This window comes from Amycolatopsis sp. NPDC004772 (assembly GCF_053601215.1).
Genome location: NZ_JBSGBK010000010.1, coordinates 70,584 through 87,614 on the forward strand (window position 1 = coordinate 70,584; position 17,031 = coordinate 87,614).

A 17,031-nucleotide genomic window follows, 5' to 3' on the forward strand; every position below is an offset into this window, starting at 1 on the left:
AGAGTGCCATGACGCCCCCTGCCCAGAATCCGTTGTCGCGCCGGCAGTTCGGTGCCCTCGCGGCCGCCGGGCTCGCCGCGGCCGCCGTCCCGCCCGCGCTGGCCGGTCCGGCAGCGGCCGCCGCTCGGTGCTACGAGCCGGCCTGGCCGTCGGTCGACCGGCACCCGCCCGCGCCGGAGTGGTTCCAGGACGCCAAGTTCGGCATCTACTGGCACTGGGGCGCCTTCACCACACCGGAGTACGGCAGCGAGTGGTACGGCCGGAACATGTACATCCCGGACAGCGGCGAGAACAAACACCACAAGGCGACCTACGGCGACCCGGCGGTGTGGGGCTACGACCGGTTCATCGACGGCGGCACCGACACCGCCGGCAACCACGTGCAGTTCGCCCCGAAACCGGTCTCCCGGGGCGGGCAGTTCGACCCGGAGGAGTGGGCGCGGGTGGTCAAGGCGTCCGGGGCGAAGTTCGCCGGGCCGGTCGCCGAGCACCACGACGGGTTTTCGATGTGGGACAGCAGGGTCAACGAGTGGAACTCGGTGGCGCGCGGGCCGCGGCTGAACCTGCTGAAGCTGTTCTCCGACGCGATCCGCGGGCAGGGCCTGAAGCTGCTGGTCGCGATGCACCACGCGTTCAACTACAACGGCTTCTACGACTTCGCCCCGCCGCAGAACACCCCGACCCTGCGCAAGCTGTACGGCCAGCTGCCGCGCGCCGAGGAGGACGCGCTCTGGCTGGCCAAGCTCAAAGAGGTGATCGACCGCGCGAAGCCCGACGTCCTCTGGCAGGACTTCTCGCTGAACTCGCCGGGCTACTGCATCAACAGCGGCCCGTGCGCGGTGGGGGAGCGGCAGCGCCTCGAATTCCTGGCCTACTACTACAACCAGGCGCAGAAGTGGGGCAAGGACGTCGTCTCGACGTTCAAGCACTTCGACCACGGGTTCAACACCAGCGGCGAGGTCGCGGACTACGAGCGCGGCGGGCCGGCCGACATCGTCACGCCGTACTGGCTCACCGACGATGCGATTTCCAGCAGCAGCTGGAGCTACACCCAGGGCATCGGCTACTACTCGAGCACGCAGATGATCCACGCGCTGATCGACCGGGTCAGCAAGGGCGGCAACATGCTGCTCAACATCTCCCCGACGCTCGAAGGCACCATCCCCGCCGAACAGCGGGCGGTGCTCGCCGACTTCGGGACCTACCTCGGCCGCGTCGGCGAGTCGATCTACTCGACGCGCGTCTGGGACGTCTACGGCGAGGGCCCGACCAAGATGGGCGGCGGCTCGTTCGTCTCGCCGAAGGTGGGCACGGCCAAGGACTTCCGGTTCACCCGCGACAAGGCGAGCCGGGTGCTGTACGCGACCGTGCTGGCCTGGCCCGGCGCCACCGCGGAGCTCACCACGCTGTCCGGCAAGCGGATCGACCTGAGCAGCCTGCGGCGCGTCGAACTGCTCGGCGCTCCCGGTGCGCTGAAGTACTCGCAGGACGCCGGTGCCCTGCGCGTCACGCTGCCGGCGAAGCCGTACGACTCGCCCGCGTACGTGCTGAAGCTGACGTTCGCGGGCAAGATCCCGGTGGTGGGTCCCGCGTCCGGCGCCAAGGTGTTCGCCGACCGGAACTACGGCGGGGCGAGCGCGACACTGGGGGTCGGCAGCTACCCCGCGGCCCGATTGAAGAGCGCGCTGGCCGCGCCGATTTCCGCGATCTGGCCCGGGGACGGCTACCAGGCCCTCGGCTACCCGGCCGACGACTTCACCGGGACGCCGAGCCGGTTCGCCGTGGCCACCCCGGACGTGCCGCCGTCCGCCATCGTCTCGCTGCGCGTCGCGTTCGACCCCGCCCGGTGGTTCCGAATCGTCAACGTCACCAACGGCCTGGCCGTGGACGGCGGGGGAGCGGTCGCGGCGGGCAGCAAGCTGAAGATCTGGACCCCGGACGACAGCCCGAACCTGCAGTTCGGGATCGAGGACGTCGGCGAGGGGTTCGTCAAGCTCACCAACCGCACCAACGGCTTGGTGATCGACGGGGCCGGGGCGACCACCGCGGGCGGCAACCCGGTGCAGTCGGCCTACACCGGCGCGGCGAGCCAGCAGTGGTCGGTCACCGACACCGGCGGCGGCGTGTTCGTGCTCGCCAACCGGGTCACCGGGCTCGTGCTCGACGGCGGCGGGAACGTGCCGTCGGGTTCGCCGTTGAAGGTGTGGAACGACGACGGCAGTCCCAACCTCCGCTGGTCGGTCTCCGTTGCCTGACGGGTTCCCGGGCGCCGTGACCGGGCTCCGGTCACGGCGCGCCGCCGTCGAGCTCCCGGACCTCGGCCAGGTGCGCGCGCAGCCAGCGTTCGGACGTGTCGACGTGCATCAGCGCGGCGGCGGTGGCCACCGCGGGGTCGCGGTCGGCGAGCGCGTCGTAGATGGCCTTGTGCTGCGACAGCGTCACGTGCGTCGCGCCGCGTTCGACGGTGCCGCGCCAGACTCGCGCGCGCAGGGTGCGGGAGGAGATCCCGTCCAGCAGCGCGGTGAGGGTCTCGTTGCCGGTGGCGGTGACGACGGCCCGGTGGAAGGCGGCGTCGAGGACGGTGAGGCGCTCGACGTCCTCGACCGCTTCGTGCATGGCGTCGAGCAGCTCGCCGACGGTGCGCAGCTGCGCGTCGGTGATCCGGGTGGCGGCCAGGCCGGTGGCCGCGGGCTCGAGGAGCCGGCGCACCTCGGTGAGCTCGAGGACGCTGCCGCCCTGCATGAGCGCGACCGCGTTGCCGAGGCCTTCGAGGAGCAGGCTCGGCGCGAGGCTGGTGACGTACGTGCCGTCGCCGCGGCGGACTTCGAGCACCCGGGCCAGCGCGAGCGCCTTCACGGCCTCCCGCGTGGGGCTGCGGGAGATCCCCAGCTCGGTGGCCAGTTCGTGTTCGGGGGGCAGCTTGGCGCCCGCCGGGAACCGGCCGGACCGGACGAACTCCCGGATCCGGTCGATCGCTTCGTCGGTCAGCGACTTCGCCATGGCCCTCCTCGTCTACGGAATCAGTCTAACAGTCATATGATGTATGTGTGCTAAGGAGGCATCGTTGTTGCGTAACGATGACTGATTCACCAGTTTCGATGAGGAGACATGTGATGTCTTGTCCTGCGCTCTTACTTACTTGTAAGTTAGAACGCATGACGACGTTCACGGCCGACGAGGCCGAGGCGCTGAGCGCCCAGTGGGAGAAGGCGTGGAACGGCCACGACGCCGACGCGGTCGCCGCGCTGTGCGCGGACGACCTCGTCTACGACGAACCCGCGCTGGGGCACACCACCCACGGGCCGGAGTCGATCCGCCGGTTCGTGACGCGCATGGCGCGCGCCTACCCGGACTACTCGTTCGCGCGCGTGGGGCTCTACACCGAGGTGACCCGCCGCGCGGTGCTCGTCGCGTGGCGCTTCACCGGGACGTTCGCCAAGACCGGCAAGGTCGTCGAGTTCCACGGCGACGACCGGCTGGAACTGGGCGACGATGGGCTGATCCACGCGTACCGCTGCCTGTACGACAACAAGTTCGTGCTGAGCCAGCTCGGTGAGTGACGCGAGCCCGGCCCGGCTGCCCGCCGCGGCCCGCCGGGCGGGCATCATCGAGGCGGCCGACGCCGAGTTCGCCGCGAACGGCCTGGCGGGCACCCGCTTGGAGGCCATCGCCGGCCGGGCCGGGATTTCGCACCCGCGGATCGTGCAGATGTTCGGCTCCAAGAGAAAGCTGTTCCTCGAGGTGCTGCACGCGGCGTACGACCGCATCGAAGCGGCCTTCGCCGGCGCCGAGCCGACGTTGTCCGCACTTGGCGTGGCGTATGTGCGGCTCCTGCAGAGCGATCCGACGGTCGGCCTGGTGGTGCTGCAGGGCTACGCGGCGTCGGCGGACGAGCCGGTCCGGGAGGCGGTCCGCCGCCGGCACCTGGCGTTGATGGCGACGATCGCGCGGCTGACGGGCGCGGATGCGTTGCGGGTGCGGACGTTCTTCGCGACGGGCCTCGTCCAGACGGTGTCCATGGCGCTGGAGTTGCCGGAGCAGCGCGCCGACACGGCGTGGAGCGCGTGGCTGCTCGGCCTGGTCGATCCCGATGTGCCGACCCGGTAGGTTTTCCGCATGACCCTGCACGTCGGGTGCGCGATGTGGACCCACAAGGCGTGGCCGTTGCCGCCCTCGGTGCCGGCCCGCGAGCGGCTGCGCGCCTACGCCGGCTGGTGCAACGCGGTCGAAGGCAACACGACGTTCTACGCGACCCCGGCTCGGGCGACCGTCGAGACGTGGGCGCAGCAGACCGGCCCGGACTTCCGGTTCGTGGTCAAGCTGCCCAAGCTGGTCACCCACGAGCGCCGGTTCGCCGGAGTCGAGACGGAGATGCGGGCGTTCCTGGACGCGATCGAGCCACTCGCCGACCGGGCGGTGTTGTGGACCCAGCTCCCGGGCTCGTTCGCCCCCGCGGACGTCGAGGCACTGGTCCGGTTCCTGCGCCGCTTGCCGCCCGGTCTGAGGCGTGCGGTGGAGGTGCGGCACCCGGAGTTCTTCACCGAGGCGGCGTCGACAGCGCTGCTGGAGCGGGCCCTCGGGGTGGCGGACGCGGAGTGGGTCCCGTTCGACACGACGGCGTTCTTCCGGAGCCCGCCGGTCAGCGAGGCGGAGCAGGAGGCATGGGCGAAGAAGCCGCGCCTGCCCCGCCGGACGCGTGCGCTGACCGACCGTCCGATCGTCCGTTACCTGGGCCGCGACGCGGTGGCGGAGACGGTCGAGGGGTGGCAGCCGTGGACGGAGGTGGTGGCGGAGTGGCTGCGCGAGGGCCGCTCGCCGACGGTGTTCGTCCACACGCCGGACAACAACGAGGCGCGGGAGTTGGCGCGTCGGTTCCATGATGAGGTGCGGGCGTTGGTGCCTGGTGTCGCGGCGCTGCCGGAGCCGGAGCCGGTGGAGCCCGCGACGTTGTTCTAGGGACGCAGTACCCGCTGCGGCACCTGGAGAGGACCGGGTACGACGGTACGCTGACGGCGGCCGTCCGGCTGTTGGGCCGGGAATTTCGTGGCGGCTTTCACCTCGGCGAGGTCGGTACGCTGGCGTGAATGGAGGCGGAACTGGCTCGCGAGCTGGAGCGGGTGGGGGCGGTCGCACTGAGGGCGACGGCGTGCGGCCTGGCCTGGGTGGTCGCGCTGGTGATCCTCCTGATTTCGGACAGCAGCGGCATCTTGCCGGTCGTTGCGTTTGTGGTGATCGCGGCGTCGGTGTGCTTTGTGCCGGGGGCGGTGCTGTGGTGGATGCGCTACGAGTCGGTCCGGCGCACCGGCTGGCGAGCCGTGACGGTCCAGGCAGTGATCGCGAGCGAACCGGCAGGGGTCCTCGCCGCCGCCCTCGCGGCGGTCCCCGGGCCATCGGTCGATCCCGAGCGGAAGCTCGACTACGTCGTTCGGTACGGCAACGGCGAAGGTGCTCGCTTGCGGGGTGGGGCCAGCTTCTGGCACCGCCCTCCGCAGTCGGCGTTCGATCGCACGCAGTCCGGGTGGGTCGGTGGCACGGGCCGCTCGTGCGTCGTCCTGTTCGCCGGCGGGGGCTGGGGCCCCCGCCGTCCGCGTGCTGTGCCCGCGACGTTCCTCGCCGACTTCCCGGCACGCCCGCAGTAGCCGACCGGGGCCTCCGAGATCGGACTTGGGCGGAGTTCCGGTCCGCGGGCGGCGGTGAGGGGTCGCGTCGCCGTTGCCGGGGCGAGGAGACGTAGGCCGGTGACGTGGATTCCGATTGGGTCTGGGCTGTCGAACTGCTGGGTGCGGTCCAGCATGCTGTCGATGTGACTGAAGTTGATGGCGCTAGTGACCAGAGGTGGGTACAGCTGACTACGGCGCGCACCGCGTACGAGCAGCAGGTGGCGTCCGCCTACGACGAGGTGCTGCTCGAGGTGGCGGAGCGTGTTCGGTCCGAGGGAAGTATCGGCAAATCAGACATTGGTGCGCTTCTCCTGTGGAAGCGACTTCGCGCAGACACCCCATGGGCGCGCCGACTGATGAGCGTGCCGGATGTCGAGGTACGCGCCACTACAGCGCGGGTCTTGGGCGCAGTCCGCGACCCTCATGTGTCGGCACCGGCCGCAGCGAGCGAGGGGCGCCGACTGTTGGCTTCGCTTCCGGGATTCGCCACAGGAGACGCTCTCGCCTCCGCGGTGCTGGTCGCCGCCGCCCCGCGCCGCATGGCCGTATACGACAGACGAGCCCATCGTGGCTTGGAACTGCTAGGCGAGACCCTGTCCTCGTCGCCCGGTCGATATGGGCGCTACATGCAGCTGATCGATGAACTGCTCGTCTTGGCTCACCGACACGATGACAGCTGGCTGGCCCGTGACGTCGATCTCGCCCTCTTTTGGATCGGGGGAGCGTAGTGACGCTCGGCGGCATGAGCGTGCGTTCGAGGGCGGTTCTGGGGGACTGAGCTCCAGGTGGAGCAGGTTCGCGGGCTCGAACGCCATGACCTCCTGCGGTCTCGGGTCAGAGACCTGCTCGACTCCGGTCAGCGCCTTGACACACTCCGGCTTGTGCGGGCGTCCGCACCCGACCTCGGAGCGCAAGGCGCCAAGGCGTACGTCGAGGCTGCCGCAGCCGGTGCGCCGGTCCCCGACCATGTACGCCCTCTCTCCTGCAGCAAACGCCGGTCAGGCGCCGGGTTGGTGGCGTCCGTCGGGCCCGAACCCGGAGCCGTGACCGCCTGATCCTGCCTTGCGCGGGTCCAACCGGCGTCGGTTTGTGCTCATCGGCAGACCAGCCAGACCTCAGTGATGTGATCGCTGCGTAGCTATGCGGTCAGCGGCATGAGAGTGCGTTGGTCAGTACATGCTTTCCGGCGGCTGTCGCAGCAGCTGCTCGCTTGAGCCAACGCGATGATCGAAGGTCCGGGTCGGAGGAGGGATTCATCGGCGAGGGCCATGAGCAGCCAATGATGGTCACTGTCTCGATGTGGTGGTGCGGCGTCTGGAGGTGCCACGTCGGCAGTGAGCAGCCCTTGCCAGCCGAAGACACGACATCCAAGTCGCCGGTGTCGAGTCCGAGGAGGGAGGAGCCCGTGGTTGCCTCCCGGATCAACGTGGCATTGTGGAGACAGGAACCGGACGCATCCTGTAAGAAGGCTTGGTGCTTCAAGTTTCCTTTCACTCCAAATCGGCAAAGTGTGAAGGTCTAACCGGATGCGCGGAGCCGGAGGTCGATGGTCTGTGGTCGATCCTACTCAAATCGTCGAGGTCTCGCATGACACGTTCGGTCATGCGAATTCGATTCTGCGCCCTGAATTCAACGACAGCCTCTTGCCACGATTCGCGAGCTTCATCGATACGGCCAAGAGCTAACAAGGTACGCCCATGTCCATATAAGGTCGGCGCTACAAGAAAAGTATTCGCAAGCTTCCGATGCAGTGTTAGTGAATTTCTGAAGTATCCGGCCGCCTGTTCATTGTGGCCTACCTCAAAGGCGATATTGCCAAGTATTCCCAAGGTGTACGCTTCCCCGTTAAGGTCTTGGCAATCATCATGTAACATGAGTGCGGCCTTGCAATAATTGTAAGCTTCGTTTATTTCGCCGAGTTCGCGAACGCACAGTCCAAGTTCGGCAAGTGTTCGAGCTTCCCAAGCTGGAGAGTCGAGACTTCGAAAAAGTTTTAGTGCGTGGGTGGCGTGCTCGAAACCCTTCTGCCATGCTCCGCCCATTTCGAATGTCCAGGTGAGCGCCAGGTGGGCATGAGCTTGATTATTGACATCGTTGATGGAATTTGCCAAAGTCAAAGACTCTTCGATATGGTCCACTGCTTTAGTGATCTGTTGTCGTACCGCATAGGCGTCACCGAGGCAGCGTTGAGCCAAAGCCTGGGTTGATATGTCCTCCTGTCTTAAAGTGGCTTCAAGGCCAATTTGCCACATGTTAATACGATCGCTTGATCGAACCTTGCGGTAATGGAAAGTATCCAAAACCCATGCGAACTGCCACGTGGCATGATACCAACCGTGAGAGATGATTGATTGCTGTGTTGCGAGCAGGCAAGCGTGTTCGGACTCAAGCCAAGTTATCGCTGCTGATAAGTTCTTTAATTTCACCGGGTAGCATTCCGGCGCTGGCGGATCAAGTTGGATGGCTGGGCGATGTGGATCAAGAAGTTGATCGCCGCCGTGGGCGGTATGGAGGTAGAAGTCGGTTATTCTGCGCAAAGCGACCATTGTGTTTTCCTGTGGGGCCGTCTTGCTGGCAGCGTAAAGACGCACGAGGTCATGCATGCGATATTGGCCTGATGCCGTTTGACTTAGCAGTGATAAATGTTGTAATGAACGCAACAGTATCCTCGCCTTGGCCGAGCTGATTCCTGCGAGAGCTGCTGCGGCTGACAGGCTGATGTCTGGGCCGGGCGCGATTCCAAGCAAAGCGAATATATTTGCCTGCGCGCCAGTAAGGGAGCGGTACGACCATGACATTACTTCTGGAAAACTTGCGGTGCAGTCCTCATTTGTCAGCGCGTCCAGTCGAAGTTCGCAGAGTTCATCGACTAGGGAAGTAAGGGATAGATCTGGACGAGTAGAAGCTTGGCCGGATACGATACTCAAAGCTAGCGGGAAGCCGTTGCAAAATTCGAGGATTGCGTCGACGGCGACGGATTCGGTGGCGACTCGCTCTGGACCGATTTGGGCATCCAGTAATGCGCGTGCCTCGTCGGCGGATAGAGTGTCAACACGTAAGTGACGAGCGCCGTGGCAGCTGATCAAGCCGGGCAGCTGATTGCGGCTGGTGACCAACACTGTGCAGGCAGGGCTACCAGGGAGGAGGGGTTCAACCTGGGCGGTGCTGGCCGCGTTGTCCAGAAAAATTAGCATTCTTCTTCCTGAAACAAGGCTTCGGTAGAGAGCTGTTTGCGCGTCGGTGTCCAGGGGGATCTCGGCCGGTCTGACCCCAAGCGCGTCGAGAAATCCCCGCACCGCAATCGCTGTAGAAACCGCGCGTCCGCGTGGGTTGAATCCATGCAGATTGACGTGGAGCTGACCGTCTGGAAATCGGTTTAAGTTCTGGTGGGCCCAGCGCAAGGCAAGCCAAGTCTTGCCAATTCCGCCAGCTCCGCCGATCGCTGAGATCACCATCGTCGGCGCCGAGTGCTGTGACTCGTAGTCCAACATGTGGTTAAGTTTGGCCAACTCGTTGGCTCGGCCGGCAAACACCCTCGGTGCCGCCGGTAGCTGTCGAGGCACTGGCCGCGCGCTGGGGGAGCTGTGAATGTGCAGTCCGCCGGTGACGGTGCCCGCTTGTACTACTGCATCGATTGAGCTGCCGTTAACATTGTTATGATGATCAGTCAACGCTGATCCTTTCGCGTCGAGCTCGTTTACGTAGCGATCAACTATCCTCCGCGACGGGGCAATCGCGTCCAACGTACAGGAAGTTGCTTCCTTGTCCTCAATGTTCAATCAGTCGAGCCCTCGCCGACAGGCCGGCTCGTCGGCCGGTGGCGTCCGAGCGTGCGTTGCGCAATGCGTCTGCATCCGCTCCGTTGGCCATGTCGTAGCCAGAAACAGGCGTGGCCGGACAGTCGCTCCTGGGCGACCGAGCTGAATGCGGAGGGCGGGTCTGGGTGAACGTCGGTGATCGCGGGCGCGATCTTGGTAGTAGTTCATGAACGGTTCTGTTGATGAAGCGATTTCGCATCGACGAAGACGGATGTGCGGGGAGTTCTTTCGGAGCTGTGACTACCAGTAGCAGATCCATAAGTTGGCGGACGTGCGCGACGACCTTGTGTCCAATTTGCGGCCGGCTGGTCAACGCCGCTCGCAAGGCGCGTTGCAGTTCACTTGGGTAGCTGAGGTGGGGTACCACCAGGACTGGAATCGACGTGGTCTCGCCGCACAGAGGCTCGGTGTCGAAGACTTGATCTCCGCAGTACCTGGGCGGATCGGGTGATGCCCGACGGAGGGGCCAATACAGTCGTAGCTGGTGCACCGACCGTAGCCGTACCGGCGTCCGCCTGTCGGCGTGTGTGCGCCGACTCGCTCTACTGTCGACCGACCCTCGGCAGAAGCGGACGTTTAGTTAGGCCTTGATCGAATTTTCTGGCCGTGGTTGCTGGTGGAGTACAACGCGAAGGGCCGCCGTCGGTGGCGGGGGCCGGTCGCCGTGTTGCGGGACAATCTCGGGCCGGAGATCGGCGAGGACCTGCTGGTGCGTGGCTTCCTGGTGTTCGACCACCAGGTGGGCCGGGTGGTTGATCTGCTCGGCGTTTGACCGAGCAGGTCAGCACAGGTGAATAAGCGCACCGCTGCGGAAACCTGTCACAGTCGCCCCATGACGCATGCGGTGGTGCTGGGCGCGAGCATGGGTGGACTGCTGGCGGCGCGGGCGTTGGTCGGCTCCTACGATCGGATCACGGTGGTCGACCGGGATGCCCTGGCGGCCGACGTCGTGCACCGGCGGGGGGTGCCGCAGGCCAGGCATTTCCACACCATTCTGCTGCGCGGCAAGGATGCGCTCGACGAGATGTTCCCCGGTTTCTCGGCCGAGCTGGTCGCGGCGGGCGCGGTGCCGGTGGGGTTCAATGTGGACGCTCGGTTCGTGCTGGCGGGTCACCCGATGGTGCGCTCGGACACCGGCGCGGCGGACATCCAGGCGACCCGGCCGATGCTGGAGGGCGCGGTCCGGGCGCGGGTGGCGACCTGTCCCGGCGTGCGGATCGTGCCCGGCTGCGACGTGGTCGGGCCGGTGTTCGAGGGCGACCGGGTGACCGGTGTCCGGGTCGACCGCGGCGGTGCGGAGGAGGTGTTGGCCGCCGACCTCGTCATCGACGCGATGGGCCGGTCCGGTCGGGCCCGGTCGTGGCTCGCGTCGGTCGGCCTGCCGACGCCCGCCGAGGACCGGATCGACGTCAACATGATGTACGCCAGCAGGCTCGTGCGGCCGGAGACACCGTTCCAGGACAAGCTGGTGCTGGTCGGTCCGGTGCCCGGTCGGCCGACCGGGTTCGCGTTCGCCGCGCAGGAGGGCGGCGACTGGATGGTCACCCAGGTGGGCATGGCAGGTGACCACCCGCCGACCGACGAAGCGGGGTTCCTGGCGTTCCTCAAGCGGTCCGCGCCACCGGATGTGCAGGACGCCGTGGCCGCCTCCGAACCGGTGAGCGAGATCCGCACGCACCGGTTCCCGGCGAGCCTGCGCCGCCGCTACGAGCACCTGCGGCAGTTCCCGCCGGGTCTGCTCGTATTCGGTGACGCGATGTGCAGCTTCAATCCGATCTACGGCCAAGGCATGACCGTCGCGGCGTTGGAGTCCGAGGCCCTGCGGCGGTGCCTGGTGACCGGCGACGCGGACCTGTCCACGCGGTTCTTCCGCGCCGCGGCCAAGATCATCGACCCGGTGTGGCAACTCAACGCGCTCGGAGACCTGGCGCTGCCGGAGATCCCCGGCCACCGCTCGCTGTCGACCAAGACGCTGAACCGATACGTGGCCCGGCTGCAACGCGTCGCCGCGCACGACCCCGTGGCCGCCGCCGCGTTCATCCGCACCATCGGGCTCCTGCAACCGCCGACGTCGATCCTGCGCCCGGACGTGCTGGCGCGCGTCGTGCTCGGGGGCCTGCGTCGCACCTGAGCCGCCGAGGCCCGCGCACCGGCTGCCTTGGGCACCGTGCTGCTGCCGTTCGCGTTCCTCGCGGTGAGCGCGGTCTACATGATCGAACCGCGCTGGATGCCGGGCGTGTCGACGCCGCGGCGCCCGGGGCCGCTGCTGGCCGCGATGGCGCTCGACGACAAGTGGGCACACCTGCGTGACGGCGCGTTCGTAGTCAAGACCACGCTGACAGAGGTGCGGCCGGTCGCCCGCGACCGCGAGCAGCGCCTGTGGGAGGCGACCACCGAGCTGTTGGCACGTGCAGGCGCCTCGCGTTAGTACGTACCGCCCAGGCCAGGCCGCAGCCGACCGAGGAGGTCGACAGCCTGTGGGTACTCAGCTGACATCGACTGCTGGCCGTTCACGGTTGGCCAGAACGCGCTGTCGTCGGCATGAGCGCGCGTCTCGGTAGTGAGGTCAGCGGTATGAGCCGTGGACCATCACGGGGAAACCCCGTCGCCGCGGCAGGTGGCTTCGACTTGCCAACACGATGAGCAGGCCCAAAGTGCATCTACCCGGTAGAGGTGTGGTTCTGCCCGTCGGATGGTGAGGGCGGCAGCCTGTTCGAGCCGGGCCAGGTCCGGGGAACTCACGCTTCGACGGGAGGTGTCGGGGTTCCCGCCTCACGCTTTCATCCGCACGGACCGGCCATCGTCACAGCTCATGATCTCGGCTCACGGTGTCCAGGAGCCGGTGAAGAGTGCCATCTCGACGCGGTCGGGTTCGCCGCCGAACTCGGGACGGGTGGCCTGGTCTGCTGCCCAGTGCAGGTAGGCCAGCCAGGTGCTGGTCCACCACGCCGTCCGGTACTTCCTGGCCGGTCCCGCCGATGTGGGCAGCCGGCCCGCCACGACCCGGTCCAGGATCAGCGGCTGGATCCCTTCTTTGCCGCGGTGGTAGCCGGTGAAGTAGAGCAGCTTCGTGAAGAAGGCCGCGCCGAGACCGGAGAGTTTCGAGGTGGTTGTGAACCGCTCGTAGCAGTGCTCGAGCACGGTCGGGGTGACGGCGTCCGGACGCAGGCCGGCGAGCGCGGCTTCCAGCCGCTCGCCAGCCTGTGGCTGGGCGAGGATGCCGCCGGTGCGGAAGGGCCCGTACCCGCGGAGCCCGTGTCCCCAGGCCAGTACCCCGGCCGCGAGCTGCGTGCTCGAGACTTCCTGCGTACGCCAGCGTTCGGCGAGGGCGAAGACATCGTTGCGGCAGACGTTCCCGCTCGTGGCGAAGCCGGCCGGCCAGGTGCCGGGAGGGAGTCCGGCTGCCCAGCGCGTCGCGTCGACCGGGACCGGACCCGGCTCACCGGGAAGCGCACCATATGACACGAGGACGAAGTCGCCGGGGACTGGACGTTCATTACATCTCACAGCCTCACCGGCCGATGATCGCCGGTGCGCAGTCGTCGCGGAATTCCGCGCGATCGGCGGCATGAGCGTGCGTCACGCGGTGTGGTCGGCGGCGCGCGCGAACTTCGAATGCTCAGTAGCCGGAAGTGTGATCGGAGAGCCAGTCGGCGTGGCGGCGTTTGAGGGCGTCGCGTTCGGCGGTGGTGGACAGCATGATGTCGGCGCCTCCGTCGTATGGGTGATGTACGCGGTCCAAGGCGAGGCTGGTGATCATCACGCCGACGGTGTCGTAGACGGCGGCGGCGCGGAGCAGTTCGTTCACGAGGCCGGGTTGCCAGGGTCGGCAGCTGACGTAGAGGTGGATGTACCTGATGTAGTCCGGGTCGGTTTCGTCCTCGTCGGTGAGCAGGGACGCCCAGTGGTCGGCGTCTGGGTTCCAGCGTGCGTGTTGTGCGGACAGCGTCGGGGGTTCGCTTGAGTCGGACCAGTCGGTGGTGATGATCCGAACTTCTCGGTCGTGGAACAGTTCGTCCAAGACCGTGTTGTAGCGATGGAGCACGATATCGTACTCGGCTTCGGGATAGTTCTGCGATTCGGGCAGGCTGTGAAAACGCGCCCATCGGTCGCGATAGGCCAGCTTGAGCTCACCGGCGAACGGAGGGTACTCGAGCCACTGCTGCTGCCACAGCGCTGACAGTTCGTCCTCCGACACGAGATCAACTTCCCCCGGTACTCGAATGAGGTCGCTGAACCTACGCGCGTAGTGATCGCGTGTATCTGTTATCCGCTGATCGGCTACGGATGGCGCCCCTGTGTCTACGCCGGTAGGGCGGCGACGACGATCATCCGTCGGTGGTCCGCGGTCAGCGGCCGTCCGTCTTCGCCGTAGCAGGACACCGCGGCGAATCCTGAGGCGAGTAGCCAGTCACGAAGTTCGGGGAAGCCGAACAGCCGCTTGACGAAGTGTGTCCGGCGGGGCCGGCCGTGGCGGACGATCGTGCGCTCTGCCACGAGCCGGCCGGTCACGGGGTCGAGCCGGTAGCGGTCGACGAGCATGTTGCCTTCGTCGCGGGCGGCCACGACCCGCGAAGGCGAATACGCGGCGAGAAGCGCGGGGAGGTTGTCGAGGTCCATGGTCAGCCGTCCGCCTGGCCGCAAAGTGCCGGCGATGCCCCGCAGGACGGCGCGGTCGGCGGCTGCAAGACCGATCCCGTGGACGCGCACTCGGTCGGACTGGCTGCGTTGCGTGCCCCGAGCTTGGCCCGTGTGAAGGTACACCTTGAGCTGGTTGTGATGACCATGCTCCTCGACCGTTGCGACGAGGTCGGCCGCGCCAGGACGCAGACCTCAACGCCTTCATCGCCTGCTGCTGGAGCTGCTGCTGGCGGACGGTGATCTCGCGCGGCTGATCCGAATCTCTCGAGCGGCCGTTTTGGACTTCCGGGACGTCCGAGTGGCCGCGGACGACGAGCGTGCAAAGAGCCGGTAAGAAGCTCCGCCGCCTGCTCGGCATCACCTCGGTCATCAACTGGACAACCGCGTCATCGAAACCTGCTCACACATCGCCCGGCTCGGGGGCACGCTCGTCTCCTGGTCGGCGCAGGCGTCGGCCTGGCTCGCCCGAACGGGTGGTTCCCCAGTTCGCGAGCCACCCATTGCGCCGCACTGGTCGCGACCGCGCGCAGCTGGGGCACTACTGAAATGCCCGGCGGCCTCCCGCGTCGCTCGTGGGCGACCCAGCCGGGTCGGCTCTCCGGGTCCGTAAGCTCACTGCTGACGGCCGCGATCATCGCCGACGCGGTCGCCACGGCCGGCTCAACAACACGTCGCTTGGCTGTCTCCTCACCCAGCACAGATTTCATGAACAGCCGAGAAGCATGCGACAAGCAAGTCGGGACTTATCCCGCTACCAGTCCCTGGCTTCCACGTTGTACAGCGGCACTTTCGTGTAGGTGGTGACCGCGTTGGTGAAGTCCAGCCTGCGCGGCTCGGCAAGTGGGCCGAGCACACAGATGGGCACCCAGTCGCCTTCTTTCGGGTGGCCCGGACCACGGCAGACGTCTGGGAGTTTGACGTTCTCCGGCCATCCGGCAGGGCGGTACAGCATCGGCCGGGCACTCTTGTCCATCCTGACCTGGAGCGTGAGCAGTCGCAGGTAACCCGAGTGTGTCTCCTTGTAGGTGTTGTAGCCGACGGCTACCCGTTCGATCGCGGACCATGGGATGAGCTGAGGGCCCGACACGTCTGTGCTGGTGATGCCTTCGTCGTCGATGCGGAGCGTGCGGGCGCGGACGGGTTTCCGCTTTTGCATGGACCGGAGCGATAACCACTCGTCGAACGACAGAGCCCAGAAGAACGCGAAGCCCATCCCAGCCTGTGCCAGAATCGGCCAGTCGGTCCCGGTGCTGAGCCGTGTGGGAAGGGTCGTGTACTGGTATACGGCCGAGACCAAAAGCATGAGACCGCTCCCGCCGAACAGGAGCATAGCCGGGAGAGACCACTCATACTTGCCTATCGTGTCTGGATTCTCTTCGCCGGTCCAGGACTCCTCAAAACCTCCTTCCGGCGGCGGCTTCGCCGGCGACGGTTGTGGTATGACCACGGGAGTCGGTGGCTTCACCTCGACAACGGCCGGATCAGGCATGGATTTCAGGGCGTTGCGGACTGCTGCGAAGATCATCGCCGATGCCAGCACACCGAGCAGAATCCAGATGGTGACCTTCCACCCAGCGCTGATGTCGTCGATGGTGTTGGTGGCCAGGTTGCCCACCACACCGACCAGGAGCGACGCCGCCGTGGCAGTGCCGGCGGCTACTGCTACTGCCCCCGATGATGGTCGCCGACGCACATCCCCTCCAAGTGTCCGTGTCCGGAACCCTCGATTCAGCCTAACGGAATACAGCGCGCTCGCCCGGACAGGCCGACGAGTGCAGCGATCTGCAAGCATTCGGCGCAGGCAACGGCAACAGCCGCGAGGCGCGGAGAGTGACGGCTTGCTGCCACTGGCCGGCGAGCAGGTGAGGTCGCGTCTCCGGTCGTGCCGTCTTTCGTCGCTGACCTGCGGTATGTGTGACCGGAGGCGTCCGTCCCCGCGTGACCGAGTTACCGCCGTGTGGTGGCTCGGAGCGGCAGCACAAGGCGTGGTGCCGGATTGAGGAGATACGCGAGCACCTCGGCCTCGGGCTGCCATTCCAGGGTGCCAACCGCTATTCGGCATGAGCGGACGTCGGCAAGGATACTTGCGAAGTGTCGAGCAACGAACGAAGTAAGCGAGCAGCCACGCGCCGGGCCGCGGTCGAAGGGGTGGCTGCCTACCTTGCCGACGAGGACGCGGATGTCTACAACATCACCGACGCCGCCGTCCAAGAGAACGCGGTGACGGCGGCGTTGAATCTGACCGCGCTGGCAGCAGCAGCCGTCACCGCCTTGGCCGAAGCAACAGGGCGTACACCGCTCGAGGCGTTGCGCTCGATCGACGGCGAAGGTCGTTGAGAGATATCACGTTAGAGCCAACGCCCGACCTCGCTTGATGTGGCGCTAGACCTCGCCGCGGTCTTCGCGCTCTCTGCTCGGCGTCGAAGCAGGCTTGGTACCACTCTTGCTCTTCGCGGCGCCGGTCCCGGGTCCGCTCACGGCGGCGCAGCGCATCGCTGTCGTAGTCGGGCCGGGCGGAATAACGGTCAGCGACTCGTGCCGCCGGCTTCGGCGATGACTTCACGGCCGCCACGATGACCATGATGACGGCTGACCATGAACACAGCCCGGACAGCAGGGCATTGCCCAGCGCGGCGATGATCAGAGCGCCGGCTATCAGGCTGCCGATCCAGATGTACTTTCGTGACCGTTTCCTCGGTGGCATCAGTCTCTTTACCCGGCTCGAACGCCGATACCCGGCCCGTCGCGCTCAGCGGCATGAGCGGATGTTCATGCCGTGAACGCTCAGTCGATAAGACCGTCAGTTGGGACTGACCTCGATAAGCCGGCCTTGGGTAATGGGATTTTCCACATACGGCGCCTCGGCGGGTTGCTAACACGTCGGTTGATAGGCGAGGCCAGGCACGAGCCGG

The 17,031-nt window shown here is 66.5% G+C and carries 17 protein-coding genes; 10 read left to right on the forward strand and 7 right to left on the reverse strand.

The features are described from left to right. The first annotated feature begins 8 nt into the window (after positions 1-8). The gene (locus ACWEF6_RS09200; RefSeq protein WP_449682419.1) at positions 9-2,255 is read left to right on the forward strand and encodes an alpha-L-fucosidase; all 2,247 of its coding nucleotides are present in this window, start codon (positions 9-11) and stop codon (positions 2,253-2,255) included. A 31-nt stretch (positions 2,256-2,286) separates the two neighbouring features. On the opposite strand, the gene ACWEF6_RS09205 is transcribed toward ACWEF6_RS09200, so the two are convergent. Beyond that, positions 2,287-3,000 carry a FadR/GntR family transcriptional regulator gene (locus tag ACWEF6_RS09205; RefSeq protein ID WP_310976880.1) on the reverse strand — a complete coding sequence of 238 codons (714 nt, stop codon included), beginning with the start codon at positions 2,998-3,000 and terminating at the stop codon, positions 2,287-2,289. A gap of 155 nt (positions 3,001-3,155) precedes the next feature. On the opposite strand from ACWEF6_RS09205, the gene ACWEF6_RS09210 reads away from it, so the two are divergent. The 5 genes from ACWEF6_RS09210 (at position 3,156) to ACWEF6_RS09230 (ending at position 6,388) form a co-directional block, all read left to right on the forward strand. Then, on the forward strand, positions 3,156-3,560 hold the full coding sequence (locus ACWEF6_RS09210) for a nuclear transport factor 2 family protein (RefSeq protein WP_449682420.1): 405 nt from the start codon (positions 3,156-3,158) through the stop codon (positions 3,558-3,560). Further along, positions 3,553-4,107, forward strand: coding sequence for a TetR/AcrR family transcriptional regulator (locus ACWEF6_RS09215; protein ID WP_449682421.1), 555 nt, complete (start codon positions 3,553-3,555; stop codon positions 4,105-4,107). The genes ACWEF6_RS09210 and ACWEF6_RS09215 overlap by 8 nt, the downstream gene beginning before the upstream one ends. 33 nt (positions 4,108-4,140) lie before the next feature. After that, positions 4,141-4,956: a DUF72 domain-containing protein gene (locus ACWEF6_RS09220; RefSeq protein WP_449682472.1), complete on the forward strand. Its 816-nt coding sequence runs from the start codon at positions 4,141-4,143 to the stop codon at positions 4,954-4,956. 128 nt (positions 4,957-5,084) lie between these two features. Then, positions 5,085-5,639, forward strand: a complete 555-nt coding sequence (locus ACWEF6_RS09225; RefSeq protein WP_449682422.1) for a hypothetical protein — start codon at positions 5,085-5,087, stop codon at positions 5,637-5,639. Between the two features lie 104 nt (positions 5,640-5,743). Next, entirely contained in the window at positions 5,744-6,388 is a 645-nt protein-coding gene (locus ACWEF6_RS09230) for a hypothetical protein (RefSeq protein WP_449682423.1), read from the forward strand. 762 nt (positions 6,389-7,150) lie between these two features. Here ACWEF6_RS09230 and ACWEF6_RS09235 read toward each other — a convergent pair. After that, positions 7,151-9,151 carry an ATP-binding protein gene (locus tag ACWEF6_RS09235; RefSeq protein WP_449682424.1) on the reverse strand — a complete coding sequence of 667 codons (2,001 nt, stop codon included), beginning with the start codon at positions 9,149-9,151 and terminating at the stop codon, positions 7,151-7,153. 943 nt (positions 9,152-10,094) lie between these two features. Here ACWEF6_RS09235 and ACWEF6_RS09240 point away from each other — a divergent pair. The 3 genes from ACWEF6_RS09240 to ACWEF6_RS09250 are packed head-to-tail and all read left to right on the forward strand — an operon-like array spanning position 10,095 to position 11,906. Further along, positions 10,095-10,250, forward strand: coding sequence for a hypothetical protein (locus tag ACWEF6_RS09240; protein ID WP_449682425.1), 156 nt, complete (start codon positions 10,095-10,097; stop codon positions 10,248-10,250). A gap of 60 nt (positions 10,251-10,310) precedes the next feature. After that, entirely contained in the window at positions 10,311-11,609 is a 1,299-nt protein-coding gene (locus tag ACWEF6_RS09245; protein ID WP_449682426.1) for an FAD-dependent oxidoreductase, read from the forward strand. A gap of 36 nt (positions 11,610-11,645) precedes the next feature. After that, positions 11,646-11,906, forward strand: coding sequence for a hypothetical protein (locus tag ACWEF6_RS09250; protein ID WP_449682427.1), 261 nt, complete (start codon positions 11,646-11,648; stop codon positions 11,904-11,906). Between the two features lie 395 nt (positions 11,907-12,301). Here ACWEF6_RS09250 and ACWEF6_RS09255 read toward each other — a convergent pair whose 3' ends face one another. The 4 genes from ACWEF6_RS09255 to ACWEF6_RS09270 all read right to left on the reverse strand — a co-directional run bounded on the left by ACWEF6_RS09255 (position 12,302) and on the right by ACWEF6_RS09270 (position 15,734). Beyond that, the gene (locus tag ACWEF6_RS09255; protein WP_449682428.1) at positions 12,302-12,943 is read right to left on the reverse strand and encodes an 8-oxoguanine DNA glycosylase OGG fold protein; all 642 of its coding nucleotides are present in this window, start codon (positions 12,941-12,943) and stop codon (positions 12,302-12,304) included. Between the two features lie 154 nt (positions 12,944-13,097). After that, entirely contained in the window at positions 13,098-13,676 is a 579-nt protein-coding gene (locus ACWEF6_RS09260; RefSeq protein ID WP_449682429.1) for a DUF3885 domain-containing protein, read from the reverse strand. Between the two features lie 104 nt (positions 13,677-13,780). Then, a complete protein-coding gene (locus ACWEF6_RS09265; protein WP_449682430.1) occupies positions 13,781-14,188 on the reverse strand; it encodes a hypothetical protein in 408 nt (135 codons plus the stop codon). 682 nt (positions 14,189-14,870) lie between these two features. Further along, positions 14,871-15,734: a hypothetical protein gene (locus tag ACWEF6_RS09270; protein ID WP_449682431.1), complete on the reverse strand. Its 864-nt coding sequence runs from the start codon at positions 15,732-15,734 to the stop codon at positions 14,871-14,873. A 476-nt stretch (positions 15,735-16,210) separates the two neighbouring features. Here ACWEF6_RS09270 and ACWEF6_RS09275 point away from each other — a divergent pair, with 476 nt between their 5' ends. After that, the gene (locus ACWEF6_RS09275) at positions 16,211-16,456 is read left to right on the forward strand and encodes a hypothetical protein (RefSeq protein ID WP_449682432.1); all 246 of its coding nucleotides are present in this window, start codon (positions 16,211-16,213) and stop codon (positions 16,454-16,456) included. 188 nt (positions 16,457-16,644) lie between these two features. Here ACWEF6_RS09275 and ACWEF6_RS09280 read toward each other — a convergent pair whose 3' ends face one another. Further along, entirely contained in the window at positions 16,645-16,878 is a 234-nt protein-coding gene (locus ACWEF6_RS09280) for a hypothetical protein (RefSeq protein WP_449682433.1), read from the reverse strand. Positions 16,879-17,031: the final 153 nt, after the last annotated feature.

Bases quoted from the DNA above. Each gene is read 5' to 3' on its own strand.
- ACWEF6_RS09220 (WP_449682472.1), top strand. From the start codon at position 4,141: ATGTGGACCCACAAGGCGTGGCCGTTGCCGCCCTCGGTGCCGGCCCGC.
- ACWEF6_RS09205 (WP_310976880.1), bottom strand. From the start codon at position 3,000: ATGGCGAAGTCGCTGACCGACGAAGCGATCGACCGGATCCGGGAGTTC.
- ACWEF6_RS09225 (WP_449682422.1), top strand. From the start codon at position 5,085: ATGGAGGCGGAACTGGCTCGCGAGCTGGAGCGGGTGGGGGCGGTCGCA.
- ACWEF6_RS09235 (WP_449682424.1), bottom strand. From the start codon at position 9,151: ATGTTGGACTACGAGTCACAGCACTCGGCGCCGACGATGGTGATCTCA.
- ACWEF6_RS09200 (WP_449682419.1), top strand. From the start codon at position 9: ATGACGCCCCCTGCCCAGAATCCGTTGTCGCGCCGGCAGTTCGGTGCC.
- ACWEF6_RS09280 (WP_449682433.1), bottom strand. From the start codon at position 16,878: ATGCCGCTGAGCGCGACGGGCCGGGTATCGGCGTTCGAGCCGGGTAAA.
- ACWEF6_RS09210 (WP_449682420.1), top strand. From the start codon at position 3,156: ATGACGACGTTCACGGCCGACGAGGCCGAGGCGCTGAGCGCCCAGTGG.
- ACWEF6_RS09245 (WP_449682426.1), top strand. From the start codon at position 10,311: ATGACGCATGCGGTGGTGCTGGGCGCGAGCATGGGTGGACTGCTGGCG.